Raw genomic sequence first — 21,518 nt, 5'->3', positions numbered from 1 at the left:
CGGATGACCGCCGCGGGCTTTTTTTTCAACAGAGACCCGGCCTGCTAGGCTGGGGGCTTTGCCCGAGGATCGCGTCGATGTCCCCCCGCTGGCTGCTCTGCCCTGTCTTGCTGCTGCCCCTTGTCTCTGGCGCCCTGGCCGCCACGGAGCCTTCACCGCGCAGTTGCGCCCAGGAAATCGGGCGGCAGCCGGCCCAGGCCCTGGCCACCCGCTGCCGGGCGCTCTCCCCCGCCACCCATCCGCCGTGCAACGCCGCCAACAGCTGCGCCCTGATGCAGGACGAGATCGCCCGCAGCTGCGCCCTGTACGGCGATGGCGAAGCGGCCAAGGAGCCGGGTTGCGGTCCGCTGCCCAGCAGCGTCGAGGCGGCGGCCGCCGTGGTCCAGCGCTACTACCGGGCACTGGATGCGCGGGACTACGGCACCGCCTGGCAGCAGTGGGGCCTGGACGGCCAGCCTGGCAACAGCTACGAGAAATTCCGCCAGGGCTATGCCAGGACCCGCAGCGTGCAGGTGACCCTCGGCCAACCGGGCCCGGTCGAGGGGGCGGCCGGTTCGAGCCATGTCAGCATCCCGGTGACGGTCAGGGCGCGCCTGGTCGACGGCACCCGCCAGACCTTCAGCGGCCACTATCAACTACGCCGGGTCAACGACGTCGACGGCGCCTCGGCCGAGCAGCGTCGCTGGCATCTGGAAGGTGCGCAGCTGAAGGCCGAGCGCTAGTCCGGTCCGATCTGCCGCAGCTGAGAGAGGCGACTGCGCGTCCGTGACATGTCGGCGATATCGCTGTCGGCCAGGGTTTCGTCGAGGGGCGCGGCGCTGACCAGGAACAGCGCCAGGCGACGGTCGTAGAGCACATCCACCAGATTGATGAACCGCTGCCGGGCGGCGGGACTGGCGTCGCGCAGCGGCGGCACGGCGTCCAGCAGCCAGCGCTGCCAGCTTTCGCTTAGGGTCAGGTAGTCGAGGACCGCGGTGGGGCCTTCGCAGAGATCGGCGAAGCTGAAGTGCAGCAGCCCATCCGCGGCGCTGACGGCAGGCAGGCTGCGATGCCCGACCGGTACCTCCACGCGTGTCTGCGCCAGGGGCGGCAATCCCAGCGCCTGGCGCTGCGCCGGAGTGCCAGGCCAGAGATAGGCGCCGACGCCGAAGGGATCGGGCTCGGCGGGACTGGCGCCGCGATAGTCCTGGGGACCGGCCACCGAGAGGATGTCCATGCGCGTCTCGATCAGCCTGATCGCCGGCAGGAAGCGCTCGTGGTAGAGGGGATTGGGCAGCAACCCCTCGGGCGGATAGTTGGAGGTGGTGATCAGCACCACGCCGCGGCTGAACAAGGCCTTGAACAGCCGGGTGATGAGCATGGCGTCGCCGATGTCATGCACATGGAATTCATCGAAGCAGAGCAGTCGGCAACCGTCGAGCAGTTCGTCCAGGCTGGCGGCCAGGGCATCACCGCCGGGCGGCTGGCGAAACATCCGCTCGTGCAGTTCGCGAAAGAAGGCATGGAAGTGCACCCGGCGCTTCTCGGCGAATGGCAGGGCGGCAAAGAAGCCGTCGAGCAGAAAGCTCTTGCCACGGCCTACCGGCCCCCAGAGATAGAGACTGCGTGGCGCCTGGCGGCGGAACAGCCGTGGGCGCAGGAGCTCGTCGGCAAGCTGGGCGAAACGGTCGATGGCGGCCTGTTGCGCGGCGTCCAGGGTGTAGCCACGGGCTTGGGCGAGCTGAGCGAAGTGTGCCAGCACCTGCTGGGGGGGCGAAGGAGACGTCATGCAGGCGGCCAGCCGAGAAAGATAGGGCGCTAATGAAGCTACAGCCGTCGCTGCCGGTCAAGACCGGCAGCGACGGTGCACTCAGGCCGCGGCGATGAACAGGCAGAGGCAGCAGAACATGCCGCCGGCCCAGACCAGCGAGCGGCGGGTGGCATGGTCACGGATATACAGCCAGGTGTAGGCGATACGGCTGAGCAGGAAGAGGAAAGCCCAGAAGTTGATGGTGCCCTGCTCGGCGCCACCGGTGACGTGGGCGACGATCACCGCGGCGGCGAACAGCGGATTGATCTCGAAGGCGTTCTGCTGGGCGGCGTTGGCCCGGGCCCGGGCCCCTTCCAGCTTGCCGAGAAAGCTGCGCGGATCCCGGTTGTCCTCGGGCGTGAAGCCGCTGCCCTTGAACTTGGCATAGTAGGCCGCGCCATAGGGCACGAGGTAGACGAGGAAGATGCACCAGTAGGCGAAGGTCATATCGGCGTCCCTGGAAGTGTGAGGGTTCGCCTATCTGACCCGCCCGACCGGGAAAAATCCACTCCGCTTCAGGCAGGCGTGCGGCTGTGGGTCCAGCGCGCCATGAGCGCGGTGGCCACCGCGCAGAGCGCCAATACCGCGCACATGGGCACCACGGTGCCATTGTGCAGCGCGCCCACGCTGCTGGAGGCCAGCGCCGCGAGGATGAATTGCAGACTGCCCATCAGCGCCGAGGCACTGCCGGCATTGGCGCCCTGTCCGGCCAGGGCGCAGGCCGAGGCGTTGGGCACGATGCCGCCGAGCAGGGCGATGGCGCAGAACAGCGGGATCATCAGCACCGGCAGCGCCTTGGGCTGGAAGGCGCCCACCAGCAGCAGGACCAGTCCCGCCGCGGCATAGGCGACCACCGCGCGGCGCAGCCAGAAGGCCGGTCCCTGGCGGACCACCAGGCGGGCATTGAGCTGCCCGAGCAGGATGAAGCCGGCGGCGTTGAGGCCGAATACCCAGCCGTAGTGCTCGGGCGCGACGCCATAGAGCTCGATCAGCACGAAGGGCGAACCGGAGATGTAGGCGAACATCCCGGCCATGGCGATGCCGCCGGTCAGGGTATGGCCGATGAAGGTGCGATCGCGCAGCAGCCGCAGGTAGTTGCGCAGGGCACCCCGCAGCGGCGGCCGCGGATGGTGCGCCGGCAGGGATTCGGGCAGCCACAGCGCCACCGCGGTGCCGCAGGCGGCGGCGAACAGCGCCAGGCTGACGAAGATCGCCTGCCAGCCAAAGGTGCTGAGCAGCAGACTGCCGGCGAAGGGCGCGATGATGGGCGCGATCCCGGTCACCAGCATGATCTGCGAAAAGGCCCGCGCCGCGGCCATCGGCTCGCAGAGATCCCGTACCACGGCCCGCGCGATCACCATGCCGGCGCAGCCGCCCAGGGCCTGGACGAAACGCGCGGCGATCAGCCAGGGCAGGCTGGGCGCCAGGGCGCAGCCCAGCGACGCCAGGCAGAACAGGCCGATGCCGATCAGCAGCGGCAGGCGGCGGCCGAAGCGGTCCGCCAGGGGGCCATAGAACAGCTGGCCGCTGGCGAGACCGGCGAAATACACCGCCAGACTCAGCTGCACGTGTTCGATATCGGTGGCGAACGACCGGGCCAGCGACGGGAAGCTGGGCAGGTACATGTCGATGGCGAAGGGGGCGAAGGCCGAGAGGGCCCCGAGAATCAACAATAAGCGAAAGGTCATGAAGCCTGATCCGATGGAAGCGGAAGTGTCACGCAGTTACATACAATCATGTTTGTAAAAGCGGCGAGGCGCGCTAGACTGCGTGGCAGACCCACTGCCAGTCAGATCGCCCATGCGTCGTACGAAAGAAGAAGCCGAACAGACCCGCCAAGCCATTCTCGATGCGGCGGAAGCCCTGTTCCTGACCAATGGCGTGGCGCGTACCAGCTTGGAAATGATCGCCCGCGAATGCGGCGTCACCCGGGGGGCAGTGTACTGGCATTTCCAGAACAAGGCCCACCTGTTCCACGAAATGCTTAGCCAGATAAGGATCCCGGCCGACGAACTGACCGAGCGCCTGCGCGTCGACGGCGAGGAAGACAGCCTGCAACGGCTGTTCAAACTGTGCATCGAAGGCATGACGAAATTCACCCAGCCCGGCCGGGAGCAGCGGGTGATGACCATCATGCTGCACCGCTGCGAATTCACCGAGGAGCTGCGCGAGGCCGAAGAACGCGATCTGCAGTTCCTGCGGCAGTTCATCCGCATCACCGACGCCCTCTTCACCGCCCAGGCGCATCGCCTGCAGCCAGGCGTGACGCCGCAGTTGGCCAGCCGGATGCTGCACAGCCTGTTTCTCGGCACCCTCTCGGACCTGCTGCGCGACGAACAGACCTTCGCCCCGCTGCTGGCCGCCGATCAGGTGTTCACCACCTTCTTCCGCGCCATCGTGCGCGACTGGGTTCAGTCGCCGACGGTATAGCCCGCCTGCTCGATGGCCGCGCGAAAGGGCGCAGCCACCTCGGCGCTGTCGATGCGCACCTCGCCCGCCTGCAGATCCACCTCCACCCGGGCGCGATTGTCCACCTTGAGGACCGCGGCCTCGATGGCGCTCACGCAGTGGGCGCAACTCATTCCGATCACCTTGATGACATGCATGGTCTGCTCCTGTCTGTCTTGACCTCTTTCTCCTGACGCCAGCGCCAGGACCGGGTTCCAGTGTTGACCTTGACCCGAGGTCAAGGTCAACACTGTTATCAGGAGGTGCCCATGCACGAATTCGAACTCTCCATCAGCGGCATGACCTGCGCGGCCTGCGCCGGTCGGGTCGAGCGCGCCCTGCAGAAGGTCCCGGCGGTCAGCGCGGCCGGCGTCAACCTGGCCAGCGAAAAGGCCCGCGTCAGCGCACCGGGCGACGCGGCGCCGGCGCTGGCCGAAGCCGTCACCGCCGCCGGCTACCGGGTGGCCGAGGCCGAGCATGACCTGGCGCTGTCCGGCATGAGCTGCGCCAACTGCGCCGGGCGGATCGAAAAGGCCCTGCGTGCGGTGCCCGGAGTGTTGGCCGCCGAGGTCAACCTGGCCAGCGAAAGAGCCCGGATCAGGACCCTGGCCGCGGTCGAGACGCAGGCGCTGATCGCCGCGGTGGAGGCCGCCGGCTACGGCGCCCAGGATCGCCGCGCCGAAGACGAGCGTTCAGCCCCGGCGCGTCAGGGGGTGCCCTGGGAGCATCTCGAATTGACCCTGGCGCTGCTGCTGACCGCACCGCTGATCCTGCCCATGCTGCTGGCGCCCTTCGGCTGGCACCTGATGCCGCCCGCCTGGCTGCAATTCCTGCTGGCGACGCCGGTGCAGTTCATCGTCGGCGCGCGCTTCTATCGCGGTGCCTGGCATGCCCTGCGCGCCCGCAGCGGCAACATGGATGTGCTGGTCGCCCTGGGCACCAGCGCCGCCTATGGCCTGAGCCTCTATCTCTGGCTGGTCAAGGACAGCCCCCATCTCTATTTCGAGACGGCGGCCATGGTCATCGCCCTGGTGCGCCTGGGCAAATACCTGGAGACCCGCGCCAAGCGCCGCACCGGCGCGGCCCTGCGCGCCCTGGAAGCCCTGCGCCCGGAAAGCGCCCGGCGCCTGGATGCGGCCGGCCAGGAAGAAGAGGTCGCCCTGAATCGCCTGCGCCTGGGCGACCGCCTGCAGCTGCGCCCGGGCGAGCGCATCCCCGCCGACGGCCGCATCCTGCAGGGCGAAAGCCAGGTGGACGAAGCCCTGCTCACCGGCGAAAGCCGCCCGGTCGCCAAGGGCCCCGATGACGAGGTGGTGGGGGGCGCCATCAACGGCGAGGGCAATCTGCAGATCGAGGTCACCGCCCTGGGTGGCGAGACGGTGCTGGCCGGCATCATCCGCCTGGTGGAAGACGCCCAGGCCACCAAGGCGCCCATCCAGCAGCTGGTGGATCGGATCAGCCGGGTGTTCGTGCCGGTGGTGGTGAGCCTGGCCCTGGTCACCCTGCTCGGCTGGCTGCTGAGCGGCCACCCCCTGGAGCCCAGTCTGCTCGCGGCCGTAGCGGTGCTGATCATCGCCTGCCCCTGTGCCCTGGGACTGGCCACCCCCGCCGCCCTCATGGCCGGTACCGGGGTGGCGGCGCGTCACGGCATTCTGATCAAGGACGCCGAGACCCTGGAGCGTGCCCAGGGCATCACCACCGTGGTCTTCGACAAGACCGGCACCCTGACCGCCGGCCAGTTGCGCCTCTGCCAGCTGGCCACGGCCCCCGGCATCGAGGAAGCCGACTTGCTGAGCCTGGCCGGCAGCCTGCAACGCGGCAGCGAGCATCCCCTGGCCGCGGCGGTGCTGCTGGCCTGTCGTGAGCGCGGCCTGGACACCCCACCGGCCCAAGACGTCCGCGCCCTGCCCGGTCGTGGCCTCCAGGGCAGCTGGCAGGGTCGCGCCTTGTTGCTGGGCAATGCGCGGCTCCTGGCCGAACGACAGCTGGACGCCGGCCCCCTGGTTGAGGCCGCTCGCGCCTGGGAAGACCAGGGGCTGACCCTGTCCTGGCTGCTGGAAGGCGGCGGCCAGCCGCGGGTGCTGGGGCTGCTGGCCTTTGGCGATGCGCTGCGCCCGGGTGCTGCCGCGGCCATCGCCCAGCTACGCCGCGACGGCATCGACAGCTGGCTGCTGACCGGTGACAACCGTGGCAGCGCCCGCCAGGTGGCCGCGGCCCTGGGCATCACCCAGTGGGAGGCCGAGGTGCTGCCCGCCGACAAGGCGGCCCTGGTGGCCCGGCTGCAGGCGACCCGGGGCGGCGTGGCCATGGTCGGCGACGGCCTCAACGACGCTCCGGCGCTGGCCGCCGCCGAACTGGGCATCGCCATGGGCTCGGGAACCGCTGCCGCGCGCCACGCGGCCGGCATCACCCTCTTGCAGGAGGACCCGCGCCAGGTGGTGGCGGCGCTGGACATCGCCCGCCGTACCCAGCGCAAGATCCGCCAGAATCTGTTCTGGGCCTTCATCTACAATGTCATCGGCCTGCCGCTGGCCGCCCTGGGTCTGCTCGACCCGGTCTATGCCGGTGCCGCCATGGCCTTTTCCAGCGTCAGTGTCCTGGCCAATGCCCTGCTGCTCGGCCGCTGGCGCCCGTCCGGAGACCTCCCCTCATGAACATCGGTCAGGCCGCCAAGGCCAGCGGGCTCACCGCCAAGATGCTGCGCTACTACGAGCGGATCGGCCTGCTGGCCCCCGCCGGACGGACCGACAGCGGCTATCGCCAGTACGGCGCCGAAGACCTGCGGGTGCTGGCCTTCGTCCGCCGTTCGCGGGAGCTGGGCTTCAGTCTGGAAGAGATCCGCCAGTTGCTCAGCCTCTGGCAGGACCGGCAACGCGCCAGTGCCGACGTCAAGGCGCTGGCCAAGCGGCACATCGCCGAGCTGGATCTGAAGATCGCCGAACTGACCCGCCTGCGCAGCACCCTCGGCGAGCTGGTCTCCTGCTGCCATGGCGACGCCAGCCCCGAGTGTCCGATCCTCGATACCCTCGGCGGCTGACGCAACCGCCGAGGGCTCGCGGGGTCCATCTTTCTATCTCCCCGCTGCCGAGGTCGAGTCCATGCATACCCTGCACCACTACCAGATCAGTTACCGCTTCAACGGCGAACCCCTCACTCACGAGCTGGAGAGCTTCGAGCCGGTCACCGAAGAGGAAGCCGTACTGCAGCTGCTGATCAAGCACGTCGAGGAACCCCAGGTGGTGGTCGATGCGCCCTGGGAACGCCATGCTCAGCCGAGCATCGCCCGGCGCGCCCAGGAAGCCGGGCTGAGCGACATCGAGGTCAGCCAGCGGGACTGACGGCCGGCCCGGGCGGGTAGCTTTGCGCTATAATTCCGCGCTTTTGCCCCCTTCGCCGGAGACCTTCATGACCCTGCCTCGCCTGCGCCTCAAAGCCAATGCCGACCGCCGTCTGCGCGCCGGGCACCTCTGGGTGTACAGCAACGAGGTGGACGTCGTCGCCACCCCGCTGACCGCCTTCGAGCCGGGCGATCAGGCCACCCTGGAAACCACCAGCGGCAAGCCGCTGGGCCTGGTGGCGCTGTCGCCCAACAACCTGATCTGCGCCCGCCTGTTCTCCCGCGACACCGGCTACCTGCTGGACAAGTCGCTGCTGGTGCACCGCTTCAAGGTCGCCCTGAGCCTGCGCGAGCGGCTGTTCGGCAGCCACTGCTATCGCCTGGTCTATGGCGATTCGGATTTCCTGCCGGGTCTGGTGGTGGATCGCTTCAACGACATCCTGGTGGTGCAGATCGCCTCGGCGACCATGGAGCGCCAGCGCGACGCCATCCTGGCCGCCCTGCTGCAGGTGTTCAAGCCTCACGGCGTGCTGTGGAAGAACGACGGCAGCGCCCGCGCGGCCGAGGGCCTTTCCAGCTACGTGGAAGTGGCCTATGGCGAGGTCCCCGACTGGGTGGCGCTGGAAGAGAACGGCGTGCGTTTCGAGGCGCCGGTGCGCGAAGGCCAGAAGACCGGCTGGTTCTATGACCACCGCCTGAATCGGGCGCGCCTGGCGCCCTATGTCCAAGGCAAGCGGGTGCTCGACCTGTTCAGCTACATCGGCGGCTGGGGCGTGCAGGCCGCGGCCTTTGGCGCCAGTGAGGTCATGTGCGTGGATGCCTCGGGCTTCGCCCTCGACGGCGTGGAGCGCAATGCCACCCTCAACGGCCTGGCGGAAAGGCTGGTCTGCGTCGAAGGCGATGTCTTCGAGGCGCTCAAGGAACTCAAGGCCGGCGAAGAGAAATTCGACGTCATCGTGGCCGACCCGCCGGCCTTCATCAAGAAGCGCAAGGACCTTAAGAACGGCGAAGCCGCCTATCGTCGCCTCAACGAACAGGCCATGCGGCTGCTGAACAAGGACGGCATCCTGGTCAGTGCCTCCTGTTCCATGCACCTGCCCGAAGACGACCTGCAGAACATCCTGCTCGGCAGCGCCCGTCATCTGGACCGCAACCTGCAGATCCTCGAACGCGGTGCCCAGGGCCCGGATCACCCGGTACACCCGGCGATCCCGGAGACCCGCTACATCAAAAGCCTCACCTGCCGGCTGCTGCCCAGCTAAGGCGCCAGGCAAAAAGAAAGCCGGACCAGGTCCGGCTTTTTCTTGCGTGTTCGACTGTCAGCTCAAGGCACGAATCAACTCGTCCTTCTTCATCCGCGAACGACCACGAATATCCTGCTCGGCGGCCTTCTTCACCAGTTCGTCGCGGGTCATGTCGCTGAGCGAGGTGCTGCCGCTGCGCGAACGCCGTGCCGAGGCCCGCCCGCTGTTGGGCGACTGGCCCTGCTTGGTGGCCACCGCCCGCCGCGCGGAGTCCTTGCGATCCGCGCGCTTGGCAGTACCGCTCTTGCTCTTGCCGGAGCCCGCCTTTTCACCACCGCCGGACTGCTTGTTCACCGTCGCCCAGGCCCGCGCTTCGGCTTCCTCCTTGGAGACGCCCTTTTTCTCGTAGCTCTCCTCGATGTGCTCGGCCTTGCGTTCCTGTTTGTCGCTGTACTTGGACTTGTCGCCGCGGGGCATGGCAGTCTCCTGGCTATTCTTCCGCCTTGATGGTGGCCACGTCGGCTGCCTTCACCCGTACATGACGACCCGCCACGTCGGTGAATTCATAGAAGCCGTCGGCCGTCTTGGTGTTGGGACGATCTTCGGTGATGTACTGGGTACCGTCCTGCAGGGTCACCACCGTCTCGGTGGAACAGGCCGTCAGCCCCAGCAGGGTCAGGGCCAGCAATCCACCGCTTAGCAGGCGCTTCATGGCGCTTCCGGCGAGACGCGATGGATGGACACATCGTGCAGCGCCACCAGCGCCTGACCGGACTCGATATCGGCCAGGTGGAAGCGCTCGTCGTTGATCGCATCCAGGTGCCGGCAGGCCAGTTCGCGGACCACGTCGGTGATGGGTACGTCGAGATTGCTGATACGGTCGGTATAGCTTTCGCCCAGCAACTTGTAGTGGATTTCGTATTGGCTATCGGTGTCGTCACGCATGAGGGGTCTCCGCGAAAAGGCTGCCCGACTCGGGTTATTTCTATAGAGCCCGGGCAACCAGAGCGGTTCTTTTCCGCCCGTCAGACGCCGCCGAACGGTCGTCTGTCAAGTACCGCGAACCCGCTCTAGCGCAAGAGTTCAACGCCCTGCGCGCATCTGCTGCAACAGGGTGCTGCACTGGGCGCCCTGCTCGTTGCTCGGCGCCACCAGTGCCAGCAGGCCAGCGGCCGGCGCCGCGAAGGTGGCGAGCAGTGCCGCCACCGCGCCGCGGGCCGCCAGCGGCAGCGCCTTCACCCCTGGCGATGGATTCTTCAGGGTGCCACGCACATAGAGCGGCGAGCGCAGCGAGAAGATGCGCAGGCCCTTGCTGTGGGGATCGACGGTGAGATCCAGTCGTTCGCTCGCCAGGTTGATGGTGCCGGTGATGTTGATTAGGGCGTTCTCGGTGTCGAGCACGAAGACCTGGGGCTGCACCAGGCCCTTCTTGAAATCGAGATCGGCGACCGCGCAATTGATCTCCACCTCGTCATCGCCGAACAGCCGATCGACCAGATAGTTGCCGACGTTGAGTCCGGCGAGCTCCATCAGGCTCCGGCTGATGCGGCCGTCGTTCATCAGCAGCTTGAGTTCGCCGTTGCTGGTGCCAAGTAACGCCGCCACCGAGTTGCCAGTGCCACTCAGGGTGGCATCGCCATTGAGTTCGCCCATGCTGCGCTTCATGGTCTCCACGGTGGGGAACAGCTGGTTCAACTTGACCCGGCGCACATGCAGATCGACCCGCCCTTGCAGGGGCGTCTTGTCACCTTCCAGGCGCACCGTGGTGTTCAGATCACCCCCAGCCACGCCAAAGCGCAGGGGGTCGAGCAGCAGCACGCCATCGGTCAGGCGCACGTGGGTGTTGAGATCGGTGATCGGCAGCTGCGCGTTCTGCACGATGCGCTTGCCGGTGAAACGCACGTCCGCATCCATGGCGCGCCAGCGCTCGGTGCGGAATTCGGAGACCGGCAGGGCCTTGTCCGCCGGCTGCTTGCTGGTCTCGCCCTTGGCCACCTGCTGCTCCTTGGTATCGGCGCCGATCAGCGGCGCCAGGTCCTCGAACAGCAGCTGATCGGAGCGCAGGGTGCCACTGAGCTTGGGCCGTGGCTTGCCGCCGGTGAACAGCACCTCGCCGTGCAGGTCGCTCTTGCCGACCCGGCCATTGAAATCTTCGTAGCTGAAGCGGGCGCCCGCCGGATCGTTGAGCTTGACCGTGAGATGGCCGTCGGTGGCATAGGGCGCCGTCTCCGGCAGGGTGACCCCGGTCAGCGGATAGAGCTGCGCCAGGCTCTTGCCTTCCAGCACCAGGTGCAGATCCAGGGCGCCCAGGCGCCGCGGATCGGTCAGGGTGCCAAAGACCTGGACGCGGGTTTCGCCGGCGCGGGCATCGAGCTGGATGGGAAAAGGCACATCGGCGTCCTGCAGCGCCAGCAGTCCACCGATCTGGCCACGGCCACTGACCGGCACCTGCTTGTAGCTGCCTTCCACCGCCAGGGCGAACTGGAAGGGCTGGGTCTGCTTGACGTGGGAGCGCTGGCGCGAGGTGCCCTGTTTGCCCACCAGGTCGGCATAGGCGATGGGGGCGTCCAGGGAGGTGATCCGCGCGCGCAGCCGAGTGGCGGTCTGGGCATCGTCGAAGCCGACCTGGCCGGCGTCGAAGCCGATGGTGCCGATGTCCACGGTCCAGGCCGAGGGTTCGGCCTTGGGGTCCTTCTCGGCGGTCTCGAAGGTCCAGCTGTTGCGGCCATCGGCCAGCCGCTGGGCATTGACCACCGGCCCCGTGAGGTCGATGCGCGGGATATAGATCTGCTTGGCCAACAGCGCCAGCGGCGAGATCCGCAGCTGAACCCGGTCGAGGTGAACGAAGGTCTTTTCCTTGGCCCAGTCCGGATTGCCCAGGGTCAGGTCTTCGGCGGCGATGTGCGGCCAGGGAATCCAGGCGCGCCAGCCGCCCTGATCCGGCTCGCGGTGCCAGACCACGCCCAGGTTGCCCTCGATGGCGAAGGGGCGGTGCAAGGCGCTCGACACCTGCTCGTTTATGGTCGGCTTGAGCCGATTCCAGTCGAAGGTGGCGAGCACCACCACCAGCACTACGAGCAGCAGCAGGATGATTCCCAGCAGCCAGGCGAGGATCTTGCGTGGGCGCGTCATGGCCGCCTCCTTGGATTTCCGTTCCCTCTTGGGTCTGCTCAGCGCAGCGGGGTTCCCTGGATAGACATCATGTCTTGCGCTGACGCAGTGCCAGCAGCGCCACCGCCACCCCGATCAGGGTCAGCAGCAGCAGGCTGCCGCGCAGGCCCACCTGCCCCGCCACGGCGCCGATCAGCGGCGGACCGAGCAGAAAGCCGAGATAGCCGGCCGTGGCGGTCATGGCGATGCCGGCAGCCGGTGTCTCGGCCACCTGGCCGGCGGCGCTGAAGGCCGCCGGTACCACATTGGACAGGCCCAGGCCGACCAGCGCGAAGCCGAGGATCGCGGTCCCGGGCGCCGGCAGGAGGACCGCCAGAGCCAGGCCCAGGGTCGCCAGCAGGGCACCGCCTACGATCACCCGAGGACCGCCGAAGCGGCCGCGGATGCCGTCGCCGAACAGCCGGCCCACCAGCATGGTCAGCGAAAAGGCCGCATAGCCCAGGGTGGCCACCACCGGACTCGCCCCGCCCACCTGGCCTAGGTAGACGGCGCTCCAGTCGGTCATGGCGCCTTCCAGCATCAGGCAGCCCAGCGCGATCAGCCCCAGTGCCAGCACTCGCCGATCCGGCAGGCGCAGGGCATGACTGACCGGACTGCGATCGCCTTCGTCCAGGGCCAGGGCGGCGGGCAGGGCCAGCACCAGCGCCACCAGGGCGGCGGCCAGCAGTACCGCCAGCGCCGAGGCGCCCAGGTGCAGCACCAGGGCCCCCAGGCCGGCGCCGAGAAAGCCACCCAGGCTGAAGGCAGCATGAAAGGACGACATTAGCGGACCATTCCAGCGGCTTTCGACATCGCTGGCATGGGCGTTCATGGCCACGTCGATCAATCCGTTGCAGGCGCCGAGCAATAGCGCGCAGGGCAGCAGCCAGCCCAGCGAAGGCGCCACCCCGGGCCCGCTCAGCACCAGCACGAAGGTCAGGATGCTCAGGCGGGTCAGGCGGCCGGTCCCTCCCAGGCGCGGCACCAGCACCCCGGCGAAGGGCATGGTCAGCAAGGCGCCGAGGGCGACCGCCAGCAGCACCAGACTCAGCTGGCCGTCGCCCAGCAGCAGATCGCGCTTGAGTTCGGGAATGGCCGCCGCCCAGCCGCCGATCCCGCAGCCGTTGGCGAGAAAGACGGTAAAGGTGGCGCGACGCTGGCGATGCAAGACGGCGGAAGTCATGGCGATCCTTGGGTGAGCGGGCTAGCGATCGCTGGCGAGCGAATGCAATTGCAGCCCGGCGTCACGATAGGGTTGCAGACGCTCCTCGCTCAGCCCAGGTTCCAGCACCAGGTGGTTCAGCTGATCGAGGCGGAGCACGTGATAGAAGGCCACGCTGTCGAGCTTTTCGGCGGTCACCGCGACGGCGACCTGACCGCTCTGCTCGGCCACGGCCACCTTGAATTCGGCTTCTTCCAGGTCGAAGCCGGTCACCCCGGTTTCCACCGCCAGGGCGCAGGTCCCGAGAAAGGCCAGATCGGCGCGCACGCCGCGCAGATCGCGCAGCGCCCGGGCGCCCAGGCAGGCGCCCGATTCCGGCGCGGCCAGGCCGCCGATCATCAGCACCCGGATGCCCGGGCGCTGCAGCAGCGCCGCGGCGATCACCGGCGCATTGGTGGCCACGGTCAGGTCGAGATCCGTGGGCAGCGCCTGGGCGATGGCCAGATTGGTCGAGCCGGCATCCAGCAACAGCAGTTGCCCGCGCTGCACCAGCCTGGCCGCGGCCAGGCCCAGCGCCTGCTTGGCCGCCTCGTCCTGGCCGATACGCGCCGGCAGCGCCTCCGGTGGCGTCAGCAGCGAGAGCGCCCCGCCATACACCCGGCGGCACAGCCCCTGGCGGGCCAGCTCACGCAGGTCGCGACGCACGCTGTCTTCGGAAATGCCCCAGGTCGCGGCCAATTCGGCGGACAGGACCCGGCCCTGTTCGCGCAGCAGGGCCAGGATCGCGGCCTGGCGTTCTTCGGGAAGGTGAATGGCAGTCATGGCTGATACTCCAGGAAGATCAGCAGATCATGCACAATCATTTACGAACGTGCAACATCATGCACTGGATGACATCTTGCTCCTGGCATCCAGCCAGCGGCCGCCAAAGACGTTGATCAGCAGGCCGAGCATGACCGCCACGCCACCCACTTCCTGCTGGAGGGTCATCTGCTCACCGAGCAACACGGCGGCCGAGGTCAGCCCCACCACCGGCACCAGCAGGGAAAAGGGCGCCACCTGGCCGGCCGGATAGCGTGACAGCAGCCGACTCCAGATGCCGTAGCCGACCAGGGTGGCGATAAAGGCCAGGTAGACGATGGCGAAGATCGAACCGGCCGACAGTGAGGTCAGCGCCGTGGCGATCTGCTCGGGACCTTCCAGTAGCAGCGACAGGACGAAAAAGGGAATGGGCGGAATCAGGCTGCCCCAGACCACCAGGCCGAGCATGTCCACCTTGCCGATCTTCTTGGTGACGATATTGCCCAGTCCCCACATGGCCGCCGCTGCCAGGGTCAGCAGGAAGCCGGCCAGGGTCATGGTGACGCCATGCTCGGTACCGATCAGCAGCAGGCCCAGCGCCGCCACCAGCAGCCCGACCAGGCTCGCCCGGCGCACCTTCTCACCGAGAAAGGTCGCCGCGAATGCCAGGGTGAAGAAGGCCTGGGCCTGCAAGACCAGCGAGGCCAGCCCCGCCGGCATGCCCACGTACATGGCCGAGAACAGGAAGGCGAATTGACCCAGGGAAATGGTCAGGCCGTAGGCCAGCAGCAGTCGCCAGGACACCTGGGGACGCCGCACGAAGAGGATGGCCGGAAAGGCCGCCAGACAGAATCTCAGGGTGCCCAGCAGCATGGGCGGCACGCCATGCAGGCCGAGCTTGATGACGACGAAGTTCACCCCCCAGGCCAGAATGACGACCAGTGCCAGCAACAGATCCCGGGGTGCCATCGACAACTCCTTGAACGCATTCAGATAGTTAGGCGGCTACCCTACTCCTTTGCGCCCGCGCTGCGGCGTCACAGTTGCACACAAATTCGGCCAGTCACTCTGCATGAAAAGAAAAACCGCAGCCTGGGCTGCGGTTCGTCGGGATCAGGCGCTGCGCTTGTCACGCAGGGGGTCATGGCCCCAGTTCATCAGCGACTTGCGCCAGCGCGAGTCTTCGATGTCGCCGTCCGGTCGCTGCTTGAGGTGGCGATGCACATAGCCGATGACCTTGCGCATGGCCTTGTAGTCGTCGTCTTCCAGCTCGGCCTGGCGCTTGCCCTTGAGCTCGAGGATGCGCTCACCCATGGCATGACCGACCGCCTTGCCGTCGTTGGCGGCCTTGACCTTCTTGCCACCCTTGGTCATGCCCACGCCCTTGCTGGTGTCACCACTGAGCCATTTGCGCAGCTGACTCGGGGTCATGTTGACCACCTGCTTGAACTCGCTGCGGACCTCTTTCTTGTCGTCTTTCTTGTCGTCGTTGGAAGCCTTCTTGGTGCTCATTTTTCACCTGCCTTTTGCAACGCCTTCACCAGTTCGTCTTTCTTCATGCGCGACCGGCCCCGCACCTCGCGGCGCGCCGCACGCTTCATCAGCTCGTCCTTGGTCAGACCGGCCAGGCCCGACTCACGCGCCGCCGCCGTCTTGCGCGCCACATCGGCCGGCTGCTTGGAATGCTGCTTGCCGCGGCGCGTGTCACGGCGCTTCTTGGCGGTGGTGCGCTGGTACTCTTCCTTGCTCAGGGAGTCCCGGGCCTTTTCCGGCAGATAGCGCTCGCCGGTCTCCTCGGATTTCTTGCCGGAGCGGGTGTCCCACTTCTCGTCGGTCCACTGCTGCAGATGATTGTCCTTGCCCTTGCCGCCCTGGTATTCACCACCGCGCTTCTGGTACTCCTGGGAGGCCAGCTGCGCCTTGCGCGCCGACCACTGACCGGGCTTGCCGCCCTTGTCGCCCTCGGTAATCTCTTTCTTCACCTTTTCCCAGAGTTCGGGATCGCTCTTCTTGGCCGTCGCACTCATGGCTCACCTCAGGTTGGGGATCACTGCAGTCGCTGTCTCTAGGATGACTGTCCAACCGAAACGGGGGTTCGCGCCAGGCGACGAATGCCCCTACCCTGCGTCTTCCGGTATTCAGAGAAAGTCATGTCCCTCGTCACCCTGCTCCGCCGTCGCCTGATCCCGCTGCTCTTCGTCACCCTGCTGGTCGGGGTCGGGGTCCCCTATGGCTGCTCGGAACTGGCCTATCGCGAACGCCAGTGGGTGTTCAGCATCGAGCCGGGCAATGCCAGCTGGTTCACCGGCGTGCCGGAAGGCGTCCGCCAGTTCAACCTGCCGGTGCCGGACGGCCTGACCGGCACCGACTACCTGCACGCCTGGTGGTGGCCCGCCCGCCGTCCGGACGCCCCCGCCCTGCTCTATCTGCACGGCACCCGCTGGAATCTCACCGCCCAGGTCCGGCGCATCGCCACCCTTCGGCAACTCGGCTATTCGGTGCTGGCCATCGACTATCGCGGCTTTGGCGAAAGTCCTGGCGACGTGCCCTCCGAACGCAGCGTCTACCAGGACGCCCGGGTCGCCTGGAAGCACCTGCAGAGCCTGCAGCCCGATCCCCGCAAGAGATACATCTATGGCCACTCACTGGGCGGCGCCGTGGCGGTGGACCTGGCCTGGCGCATCGCCCGCGACGGGGATCCCACCGGCGACTACCCCGCCGCGGCCGGTCTGATCATCGAATCCACCTTCACCACCCTGGCCGATGCCGCCTCGGCGGTGGTCGATACCCGCTTTCCCCTGCGCTGGCTGATGTCGGAGAAATTCGATTCCCTGGACAAGATCCCGGACATCCATATCCCGGTGCTCATCGTCCACGGCAGCGACGATCGCTATGTCCCTCCCCGCTTCAGCGAAGCCCTCTATGCGGCGGCCCGGCCGCCCAAGCGCCTGCTGCTGATCCCCGGCGGGACCCACTCCAACAGCATGGTGATAGGCACGCGCGACTATGCCGCCGCCTTGCGCGAGCTGTTCGGCGGCGCGCACCTGAGTGAAGCGGAAAAGGAGCAATCATCGACGGGAGGCTAGAGACTTTCTGAAAGGCATCGACGGCGCTGATAGTCACTATGTCGCCAGTCTATTTTTTTCGAGCGGTCCTGCTCGGGATACTGAACTCACTCCAGCACAGTTTCCCAGAGGACACCATCATGAACCTGCGTATCGCCTTCGGTTTCGCCCTGACCGCCCTGGCCCTGAACACCTTCGCCCAGGACTTCGCCTTCACCCCCAGCGCCGCCACCCAGGTCGCCGAGGAATCCAGCCAGCGCCCGCTGGGCCAGCTGATCAAGCAACAGCAGCAGCGCCTGCAGCAGCGCACCCTGGCCGAAGAATCCAGCCTGCGTCCCCTGGGTGAAGTCATCAAGCAGCAGCAACGCCAGGTGCAGGAACGCCGGATCGCCGAGGAATCCAGCCTGCGCCCCCTGGGCCAGGTAATCGAAGACCAGCAGCAGCGCCTCGGTGACGATACGGTGGCCGAAGAATCCAGCCAGCGTCCCATGGGTCGGCTGATCGACCGTCAGCAGCATCGCCTGCAGGATGACGCCCTGGCCGAAAACGGTTCGGCCCAGACCCTCGACCGCCTGATCAAGGCCGGCCAGACCCGCCAGGCCTGAGCCCTAGCCGTCCCTTCCTGCCCGGCCTTGCGCCGGGCTCGCTCAGTGGCTCTTCTCGCCACCCGGCCCGATACTGGCCGGCGCCTCCACCACCAGCTCCTGCGGCACCTCGTCGATGCGCGGATCCAGTGCCGCCGCCATCGGACTCACCGTATCCGGCATGGCCACGTGATGCAGCGGCGCCTCGTCCAGCCGGTGTTCGCCACTGACGAAGCGGGGCTGCACGAAGACGATCAAAATCACCGCATAGGCCGAGGTCAGCACATAGAAGGTGCCCGGGCCGAAATGCTCCATGGCCGCACCGGCCAGCAGCGGTCCGATACAGGCACCCACGCCATAGGTGGTCAGCAGCATCGCCGACAACTCCACGCGCCGCTCGGGTTCGACATGGTCGTTGGCAAAGGCCGTCGCCAGCGGATAGAGGGTAAACAGCAGCATGCCCGAGACGAAGCCCGCGGCCAGCAGCCAGGGATAGGGCAAGGTGATCAGTCCCCACAGCGGTACCGCCGCCAGGCACAGCAACACCGCATTGGCGCGGATCAGCTTGCAGCGATCGAGGCGATCCGACAGCCAGCCCAGCGGCCACTGGGCGCAGAACCCCGCGACAATGCACAGCCCCACATAGAAGCTCGATTGCGCCGTATCCAGGCCACTGCGACTGGCGAACACCGGCGCCAGGCCATAGAAGCCCCCCACCAGCAGCCCCGCGGTAAAGATGGTCACCAGCGACTGGGGCACCCGCTGCCAGAAGAAACGGATCTCCAGCGGTGCCGCCACCAGCTTGGCCGGGTGCACCCGCCGGGTCATGGCCAGGGGAATCAGGCAGGAGGCGAAGCAGATGGCCACCAGCAGCAGCGGCTTGTAGTCGAGTTGCGGATGCCAGGCCAGCAGCGCCTGGCCGATCACCAGCCCCAGGTCCACCGCCACCATGTAGCCGGCGAACACCTTGCCACGCTGGTGATTTTCCGCCTGCTCGTTGAGCCAGCTCTCGATCACCATGTACTGATTCATCATCACCACGCCCATGACGAATCTGAGCGCGATCCAGACGTTCAGGTCATCGATCAGGGCATGGATGAGCACGGTGACCGTTGCCGCACCGGCGCAGGCCACATAGGAGCGGATATGGCCGACACTGGCGATCAGTCGATGGCCGAACTTGCCGCCGCACACCAGCCCGAAGTAATAGGCCGCCATCAGGGCGCCGGTCCACAGGTCCCCCGCCCCCTGCTCGGTCAGTCGCAGACCGATATAGGTGGTGAAGAGACCGGAGCCGGCCAGCATCAGGAGGGTGGCGAAATAGAGCGCAGGAAAGGTAACGAGAGGGCTGAACATCAGGGATCACATGAAGAGAAACGAAAAAGCCGGAGCGGAGCAGCGGTGCTGAGCGTCGGGATGGGGGAAGGGAAAGCTGTCGAAAGCAGGTATGCCGGACTACTCCGGCTCTTGCCGCCGATTGGTCTCGGTACGCTGGCGCTGCCGCCACTGGTCCAGATAGACCACCTGGCCATGCTCGGGCTTGGCCTGATAGGCAGGCGCCGAAGCCACTACCGAATCGGCCGTCGGGCGTTCGACCTCGGGTACCACGAAGGGGGCGAATTCGACCTTGGCCAGGGTCTTGCCGAACAGCGCCAGAGAGGCGTCGAGCCGCTCCTCTCCCGTCACGGTGAATTCGAAGGAAAACAGTCGCGCCAGGCGCTTGCGTCCTTGGGCATCGGCCAGCCAGCGAAAGCGCGAGAAAGCCACGGCGCCATCGAGCAGCAGCACCTTGCGGCGGCGACACTCCTGCTCGGCCAGCAGCAGCGCGCGCTCGCGAATGCCATGGGCATGCCAGAACCACAGACCAATGCCGACCGCGCCCAGCAACAGGCAGAGATTACCTAGCGTCAGCATCTTCGCTCCTCATCGAAGGGTACCGCCGTCACTGACGCCGCGCAGCGTCACCAGATGCCGTCTCGTTCAACAGGCGAATGTTCTCACGCTCGCCTTTGTACAGCGCCAGAGGGGCGATTTCCTTACCCAGCAACGGCACCTGCTGTTGGTGCCATATGTAGTAGAAAACGTTCAGTACCACCAATAGCAGAAACAACCAACGCATCATTCGTTCTCGAGCGGACACGCCAAAGCCAATCCAGCAAACACCATATCGGGCACGATCCGCGCGCCCGGAACGACATGTTTGACCAGTTCCGCGTCACCCCCGGTCAGAAAGATCTCGCAACCTTCGGCGAACATTTCCTGAGCCAGTTCGTATTGGGTACGGACGAAACCCTTGAGCATGTACAGACACCCACGCTCCACGGCCTCGATGGTCGTGCGTCCCGGCGCCTCGTAGCGTTCACCACTGGCCCAATGTGGATCGTAGCGGATCCGACGGGTATGGGTCTGCAGTTCCCGACGCATCAACGGAATCCCCGGACAGATGAACCCTCCCTGATGCTCGCCCTGGGCATCGACCAGATCCGCGGTGACCGCCGTCCCCAGGTCCAGGACCACGCAGGCCTTGCCCTCGGCCAACTGCACCGCGGCCAGGATCACCAGCCAGCGATCCATGCCCAGACGCTGATGGTCACGATAGCCATTGCGCACGCCATTCCACACCTCGACCGGCAGGGCCTGGTGACAGGCGATGCCAAAGGTGGCGGTGAGCCGCTCCTTGAGCTGCTGGGTCTCTTCGTCGCTGCGCACGCTGACCAGCCGGCAGGCCGCCAGGGCAGGACTGTCCGACTGGGAAAGCGCCGCGATCAGGGCATCGTCGCTGTCGACGATGCCGGTATCCACCACCTCGGCACCGGCCGCGAGCAGGCGCCACTTGATGAGGCTGTTACCGCAATCGAGTTCAAGAATCATGATCTAGGCTCAGGCTCAATTCGCCACCGCTGAATGCCTGCGTCTGACCGTCTACATGCATGAGAATAGCCCCATCTTCGGCAACTCCTGCCACTGTGCCCTGGATACAGCGAACCCCCGAAGAAAGGGTTACCGCTCGACCTTGCCAGCCATGATAACGCTCCCACTCGCTGCGCAGGGCGGCGAATCCGGACCGGCGATGAATCTGCCACAGACTGTCGATTTCCCGGAGCAGCAGGCTGGCGACCTGGTTGCGGTCCTGCAGACCGCCCAAGGCCTCGGCCATGGAGATCCATGGCTGATCGATGTTGTCGGCGAGGCGCATGTTGACGTTGATGCCGATACCGATGATGGCCTGGCAGACGTCCTGCGGATCACCCGACAACTCGATGAGGATGCCGGCCAGCTTGCGCCCGCGGACCAGGACGTCGTTGGGCCACTTCAGGCAGGCGTCCTCGACGCCCAGCTGTTGCAGGGTACGGATCACCGCCAGGCCCATGGTCAGGCTCAGGGCCTGCAGTTTCTGGATCCCGCCCGGGCTGGAGACCACGGCGGTGAGATAGAGATTCTTGCCATAGGGGCTGACCCAGGCGCGGCCACGACGACCACGACCGGCCTGCTGATGCTCGGCCAGCAAGGCGAATGGCGGTTGCTGCTGCGGCAGACGGCGTTGCGCCTCGGCATTGGTGGAGTCTATGGAGGCCAGGACCGTTACCGGCCAACCGCCCTCCTGCGCGATCCGCTCTGCATCGAGCAGCGACAGGGGCTCCTCCAGGCGGTAACCCCGTCCCGGAACCTTGAACACCTCGACGCCCAGGTCATCTTCCAGCGTCTTCAGCCGCTTCCAGATGGCACTTCTGGAGACGCCCAAGGCTTCACCAAGCTCGACGCCGGAATGAAATTTTCCATCACTCAGCAGTTTCAGCAACGGCATCCCGAACTCCGTTCGACTTTCTTCCGCCCCAAAGACAACACCCCCGCCAGAGTGAACTGAGCGGGGGTGCTGGGTGTTAGGCGCTTGACGATGACCTACTCTCACATGGGGAAGCCCCACACTACCATCGGCG

At 66.7% G+C, this 21,518-nt stretch carries 26 protein-coding genes; 8 read left to right on the top strand and 18 right to left on the bottom strand.

The annotated features are described in order from the left end of the window. Positions 1 to 77: 77 nt before the first annotated feature. Positions 78 to 722, top strand: a complete 645-nt coding sequence (locus QKY98_RS11580) for a hypothetical protein (protein ID WP_284670957.1) — start codon at positions 78 to 80, stop codon at positions 720 to 722. Here QKY98_RS11580 and zapE read toward each other — a convergent pair. The 3 genes from zapE to QKY98_RS11565 all read right to left on the bottom strand — a co-directional run bounded on the left by zapE (position 719) and on the right by QKY98_RS11565 (position 3,477). Continuing rightward, positions 719 to 1,768 (bottom strand): cell division protein ZapE, encoded by a 1,050-nt coding sequence (gene zapE / locus QKY98_RS11575; RefSeq protein WP_284670956.1) that lies wholly within the window; start codon positions 1,766 to 1,768, stop codon positions 719 to 721. The genes QKY98_RS11580 and zapE overlap by 4 nt on opposite strands. 81 nt (positions 1,769 to 1,849) lie before the next feature. Beyond that, the gene (locus QKY98_RS11570; RefSeq protein WP_007162589.1) at positions 1,850 to 2,236 is read right to left on the bottom strand and encodes an MAPEG family protein; all 387 of its coding nucleotides are present in this window, start codon (positions 2,234 to 2,236) and stop codon (positions 1,850 to 1,852) included. Between the two features lie 68 nt (positions 2,237 to 2,304). Then, positions 2,305 to 3,477, bottom strand: a complete 1,173-nt coding sequence (locus QKY98_RS11565) for a multidrug effflux MFS transporter (protein WP_058790086.1) — start codon at positions 3,475 to 3,477, stop codon at positions 2,305 to 2,307. 112 nt (positions 3,478 to 3,589) lie between these two features. On the opposite strand from QKY98_RS11565, the gene QKY98_RS11560 reads away from it, so the two are divergent. Next, on the top strand, positions 3,590 to 4,219 hold the full coding sequence (locus QKY98_RS11560; protein ID WP_027599073.1) for a TetR family transcriptional regulator: 630 nt from the start codon (positions 3,590 to 3,592) through the stop codon (positions 4,217 to 4,219). Here the strand turns inward: QKY98_RS11560 and QKY98_RS11555 are convergent. Then, entirely contained in the window at positions 4,201 to 4,395 is a 195-nt protein-coding gene (locus QKY98_RS11555) for a cation transporter (RefSeq protein WP_027599074.1), read from the bottom strand. The genes QKY98_RS11560 and QKY98_RS11555 overlap by 19 nt on opposite strands. 111 nt (positions 4,396 to 4,506) lie before the next feature. Here QKY98_RS11555 and QKY98_RS11550 point away from each other — a divergent pair, with 111 nt between their 5' ends. The 4 genes from QKY98_RS11550 to QKY98_RS11535 all read left to right on the top strand — a co-directional run bounded on the left by QKY98_RS11550 (position 4,507) and on the right by QKY98_RS11535 (position 8,836). Then, positions 4,507 to 6,891, top strand: a complete 2,385-nt coding sequence (locus tag QKY98_RS11550) for a heavy metal translocating P-type ATPase (RefSeq protein ID WP_284670955.1) — start codon at positions 4,507 to 4,509, stop codon at positions 6,889 to 6,891. Continuing rightward, entirely contained in the window at positions 6,888 to 7,274 is a 387-nt protein-coding gene (cueR, locus tag QKY98_RS11545) for a Cu(I)-responsive transcriptional regulator (RefSeq protein ID WP_007162594.1), read from the top strand. The genes QKY98_RS11550 and cueR overlap by 4 nt, the downstream gene beginning before the upstream one ends. A gap of 61 nt (positions 7,275 to 7,335) precedes the next feature. Continuing rightward, entirely contained in the window at positions 7,336 to 7,575 is a 240-nt protein-coding gene (locus QKY98_RS11540) for a hypothetical protein (RefSeq protein ID WP_027599076.1), read from the top strand. A 67-nt stretch (positions 7,576 to 7,642) separates the two neighbouring features. Continuing rightward, entirely contained in the window at positions 7,643 to 8,836 is a 1,194-nt protein-coding gene (locus QKY98_RS11535; protein WP_284670954.1) for a class I SAM-dependent rRNA methyltransferase, read from the top strand. Positions 8,837 to 8,893: 57 nt separating this feature from the next. On the opposite strand, the gene QKY98_RS11530 is transcribed toward QKY98_RS11535, so the two are convergent. The 9 genes from QKY98_RS11530 to QKY98_RS11490 form a co-directional block, all read right to left on the bottom strand. After that, positions 8,894 to 9,295 (bottom strand): Rho termination factor N-terminal domain-containing protein, encoded by a 402-nt coding sequence (locus tag QKY98_RS11530; protein ID WP_027601347.1) that lies wholly within the window; start codon positions 9,293 to 9,295, stop codon positions 8,894 to 8,896. A gap of 13 nt (positions 9,296 to 9,308) precedes the next feature. Next, positions 9,309 to 9,530 (bottom strand): YgdI/YgdR family lipoprotein, encoded by a 222-nt coding sequence (locus tag QKY98_RS11525; protein ID WP_284670953.1) that lies wholly within the window; start codon positions 9,528 to 9,530, stop codon positions 9,309 to 9,311. Beyond that, positions 9,527 to 9,763: a hypothetical protein gene (locus QKY98_RS11520; protein ID WP_007162599.1), complete on the bottom strand. Its 237-nt coding sequence runs from the start codon at positions 9,761 to 9,763 to the stop codon at positions 9,527 to 9,529. Before QKY98_RS11520 ends, QKY98_RS11525 begins: the two co-directional genes overlap by 4 nt. A gap of 138 nt (positions 9,764 to 9,901) precedes the next feature. Beyond that, positions 9,902 to 11,950 carry an AsmA family protein gene (locus tag QKY98_RS11515; protein WP_284670952.1) on the bottom strand — a complete coding sequence of 683 codons (2,049 nt, stop codon included), beginning with the start codon at positions 11,948 to 11,950 and terminating at the stop codon, positions 9,902 to 9,904. A gap of 67 nt (positions 11,951 to 12,017) precedes the next feature. Beyond that, the gene (locus tag QKY98_RS11510) at positions 12,018 to 13,151 is read right to left on the bottom strand and encodes an MFS transporter (protein ID WP_042138267.1); all 1,134 of its coding nucleotides are present in this window, start codon (positions 13,149 to 13,151) and stop codon (positions 12,018 to 12,020) included. Between the two features lie 21 nt (positions 13,152 to 13,172). Continuing rightward, positions 13,173 to 13,952, bottom strand: a complete 780-nt coding sequence (locus tag QKY98_RS11505; protein WP_027599082.1) for a DeoR/GlpR family DNA-binding transcription regulator — start codon at positions 13,950 to 13,952, stop codon at positions 13,173 to 13,175. 57 nt (positions 13,953 to 14,009) lie between these two features. Next, on the bottom strand, positions 14,010 to 14,900 hold the full coding sequence (locus QKY98_RS11500) for an EamA family transporter (protein ID WP_027601352.1): 891 nt from the start codon (positions 14,898 to 14,900) through the stop codon (positions 14,010 to 14,012). A 144-nt stretch (positions 14,901 to 15,044) separates the two neighbouring features. Next, on the bottom strand, positions 15,045 to 15,443 hold the full coding sequence (locus QKY98_RS11495; protein WP_007162604.1) for a DUF3140 domain-containing protein: 399 nt from the start codon (positions 15,441 to 15,443) through the stop codon (positions 15,045 to 15,047). Then, entirely contained in the window at positions 15,440 to 15,958 is a 519-nt protein-coding gene (locus QKY98_RS11490) for a hypothetical protein (protein WP_007162605.1), read from the bottom strand. Before QKY98_RS11490 ends, QKY98_RS11495 begins: the two co-directional genes overlap by 4 nt. A 123-nt stretch (positions 15,959 to 16,081) precedes the next feature. On the opposite strand from QKY98_RS11490, the gene QKY98_RS11485 reads away from it, so the two are divergent. Together QKY98_RS11485 and QKY98_RS11480 are read left to right on the top strand one after the other, a co-directional pair. Continuing rightward, positions 16,082 to 17,017 (top strand): alpha/beta hydrolase, encoded by a 936-nt coding sequence (locus tag QKY98_RS11485; RefSeq protein ID WP_145249756.1) that lies wholly within the window; start codon positions 16,082 to 16,084, stop codon positions 17,015 to 17,017. Positions 17,018 to 17,136: 119 nt separating this feature from the next. After that, entirely contained in the window at positions 17,137 to 17,601 is a 465-nt protein-coding gene (locus tag QKY98_RS11480; RefSeq protein WP_042138274.1) for a hypothetical protein, read from the top strand. 42 nt (positions 17,602 to 17,643) lie between these two features. On the opposite strand, the gene QKY98_RS11475 is transcribed toward QKY98_RS11480, so the two are convergent. The 5 genes from QKY98_RS11475 to birA all read right to left on the bottom strand — a co-directional run bounded on the left by QKY98_RS11475 (position 17,644) and on the right by birA (position 21,385). Then, complete coding sequence (locus QKY98_RS11475; protein WP_027601354.1) at positions 17,644 to 18,936, bottom strand: MFS transporter; 1,293 nt, start codon at positions 18,934 to 18,936, stop codon at positions 17,644 to 17,646. Between the two features lie 99 nt (positions 18,937 to 19,035). Beyond that, positions 19,036 to 19,494, bottom strand: a complete 459-nt coding sequence (locus QKY98_RS11470) for a DUF3301 domain-containing protein (protein ID WP_007162609.1) — start codon at positions 19,492 to 19,494, stop codon at positions 19,036 to 19,038. A gap of 28 nt (positions 19,495 to 19,522) precedes the next feature. Further along, complete coding sequence (locus tag QKY98_RS11465) at positions 19,523 to 19,702, bottom strand: hypothetical protein (RefSeq protein WP_037006863.1); 180 nt, start codon at positions 19,700 to 19,702, stop codon at positions 19,523 to 19,525. Next, a complete protein-coding gene (locus QKY98_RS11460) occupies positions 19,699 to 20,451 on the bottom strand; it encodes a type III pantothenate kinase (protein ID WP_027599087.1) in 753 nt (250 codons plus the stop codon). Before QKY98_RS11460 ends, QKY98_RS11465 begins: the two co-directional genes overlap by 4 nt. Then, positions 20,441 to 21,385 (bottom strand): bifunctional biotin--[acetyl-CoA-carboxylase] ligase/biotin operon repressor BirA, encoded by a 945-nt coding sequence (birA, locus tag QKY98_RS11455; RefSeq protein ID WP_027601356.1) that lies wholly within the window; start codon positions 21,383 to 21,385, stop codon positions 20,441 to 20,443. Before birA ends, QKY98_RS11460 begins: the two co-directional genes overlap by 11 nt. Positions 21,386 to 21,518: the final 133 nt, after the last annotated feature.

It is taken from the genome of Pseudomonas sp. HR1 (assembly GCF_030175875.1).
GTDB classification, from domain to species: Bacteria; Pseudomonadota; Gammaproteobacteria; order Pseudomonadales; family Pseudomonadaceae; genus Chryseomonas; species Chryseomonas oryzihabitans.
This window is presented reverse-complemented; position numbering and strand designations above follow the sequence as displayed.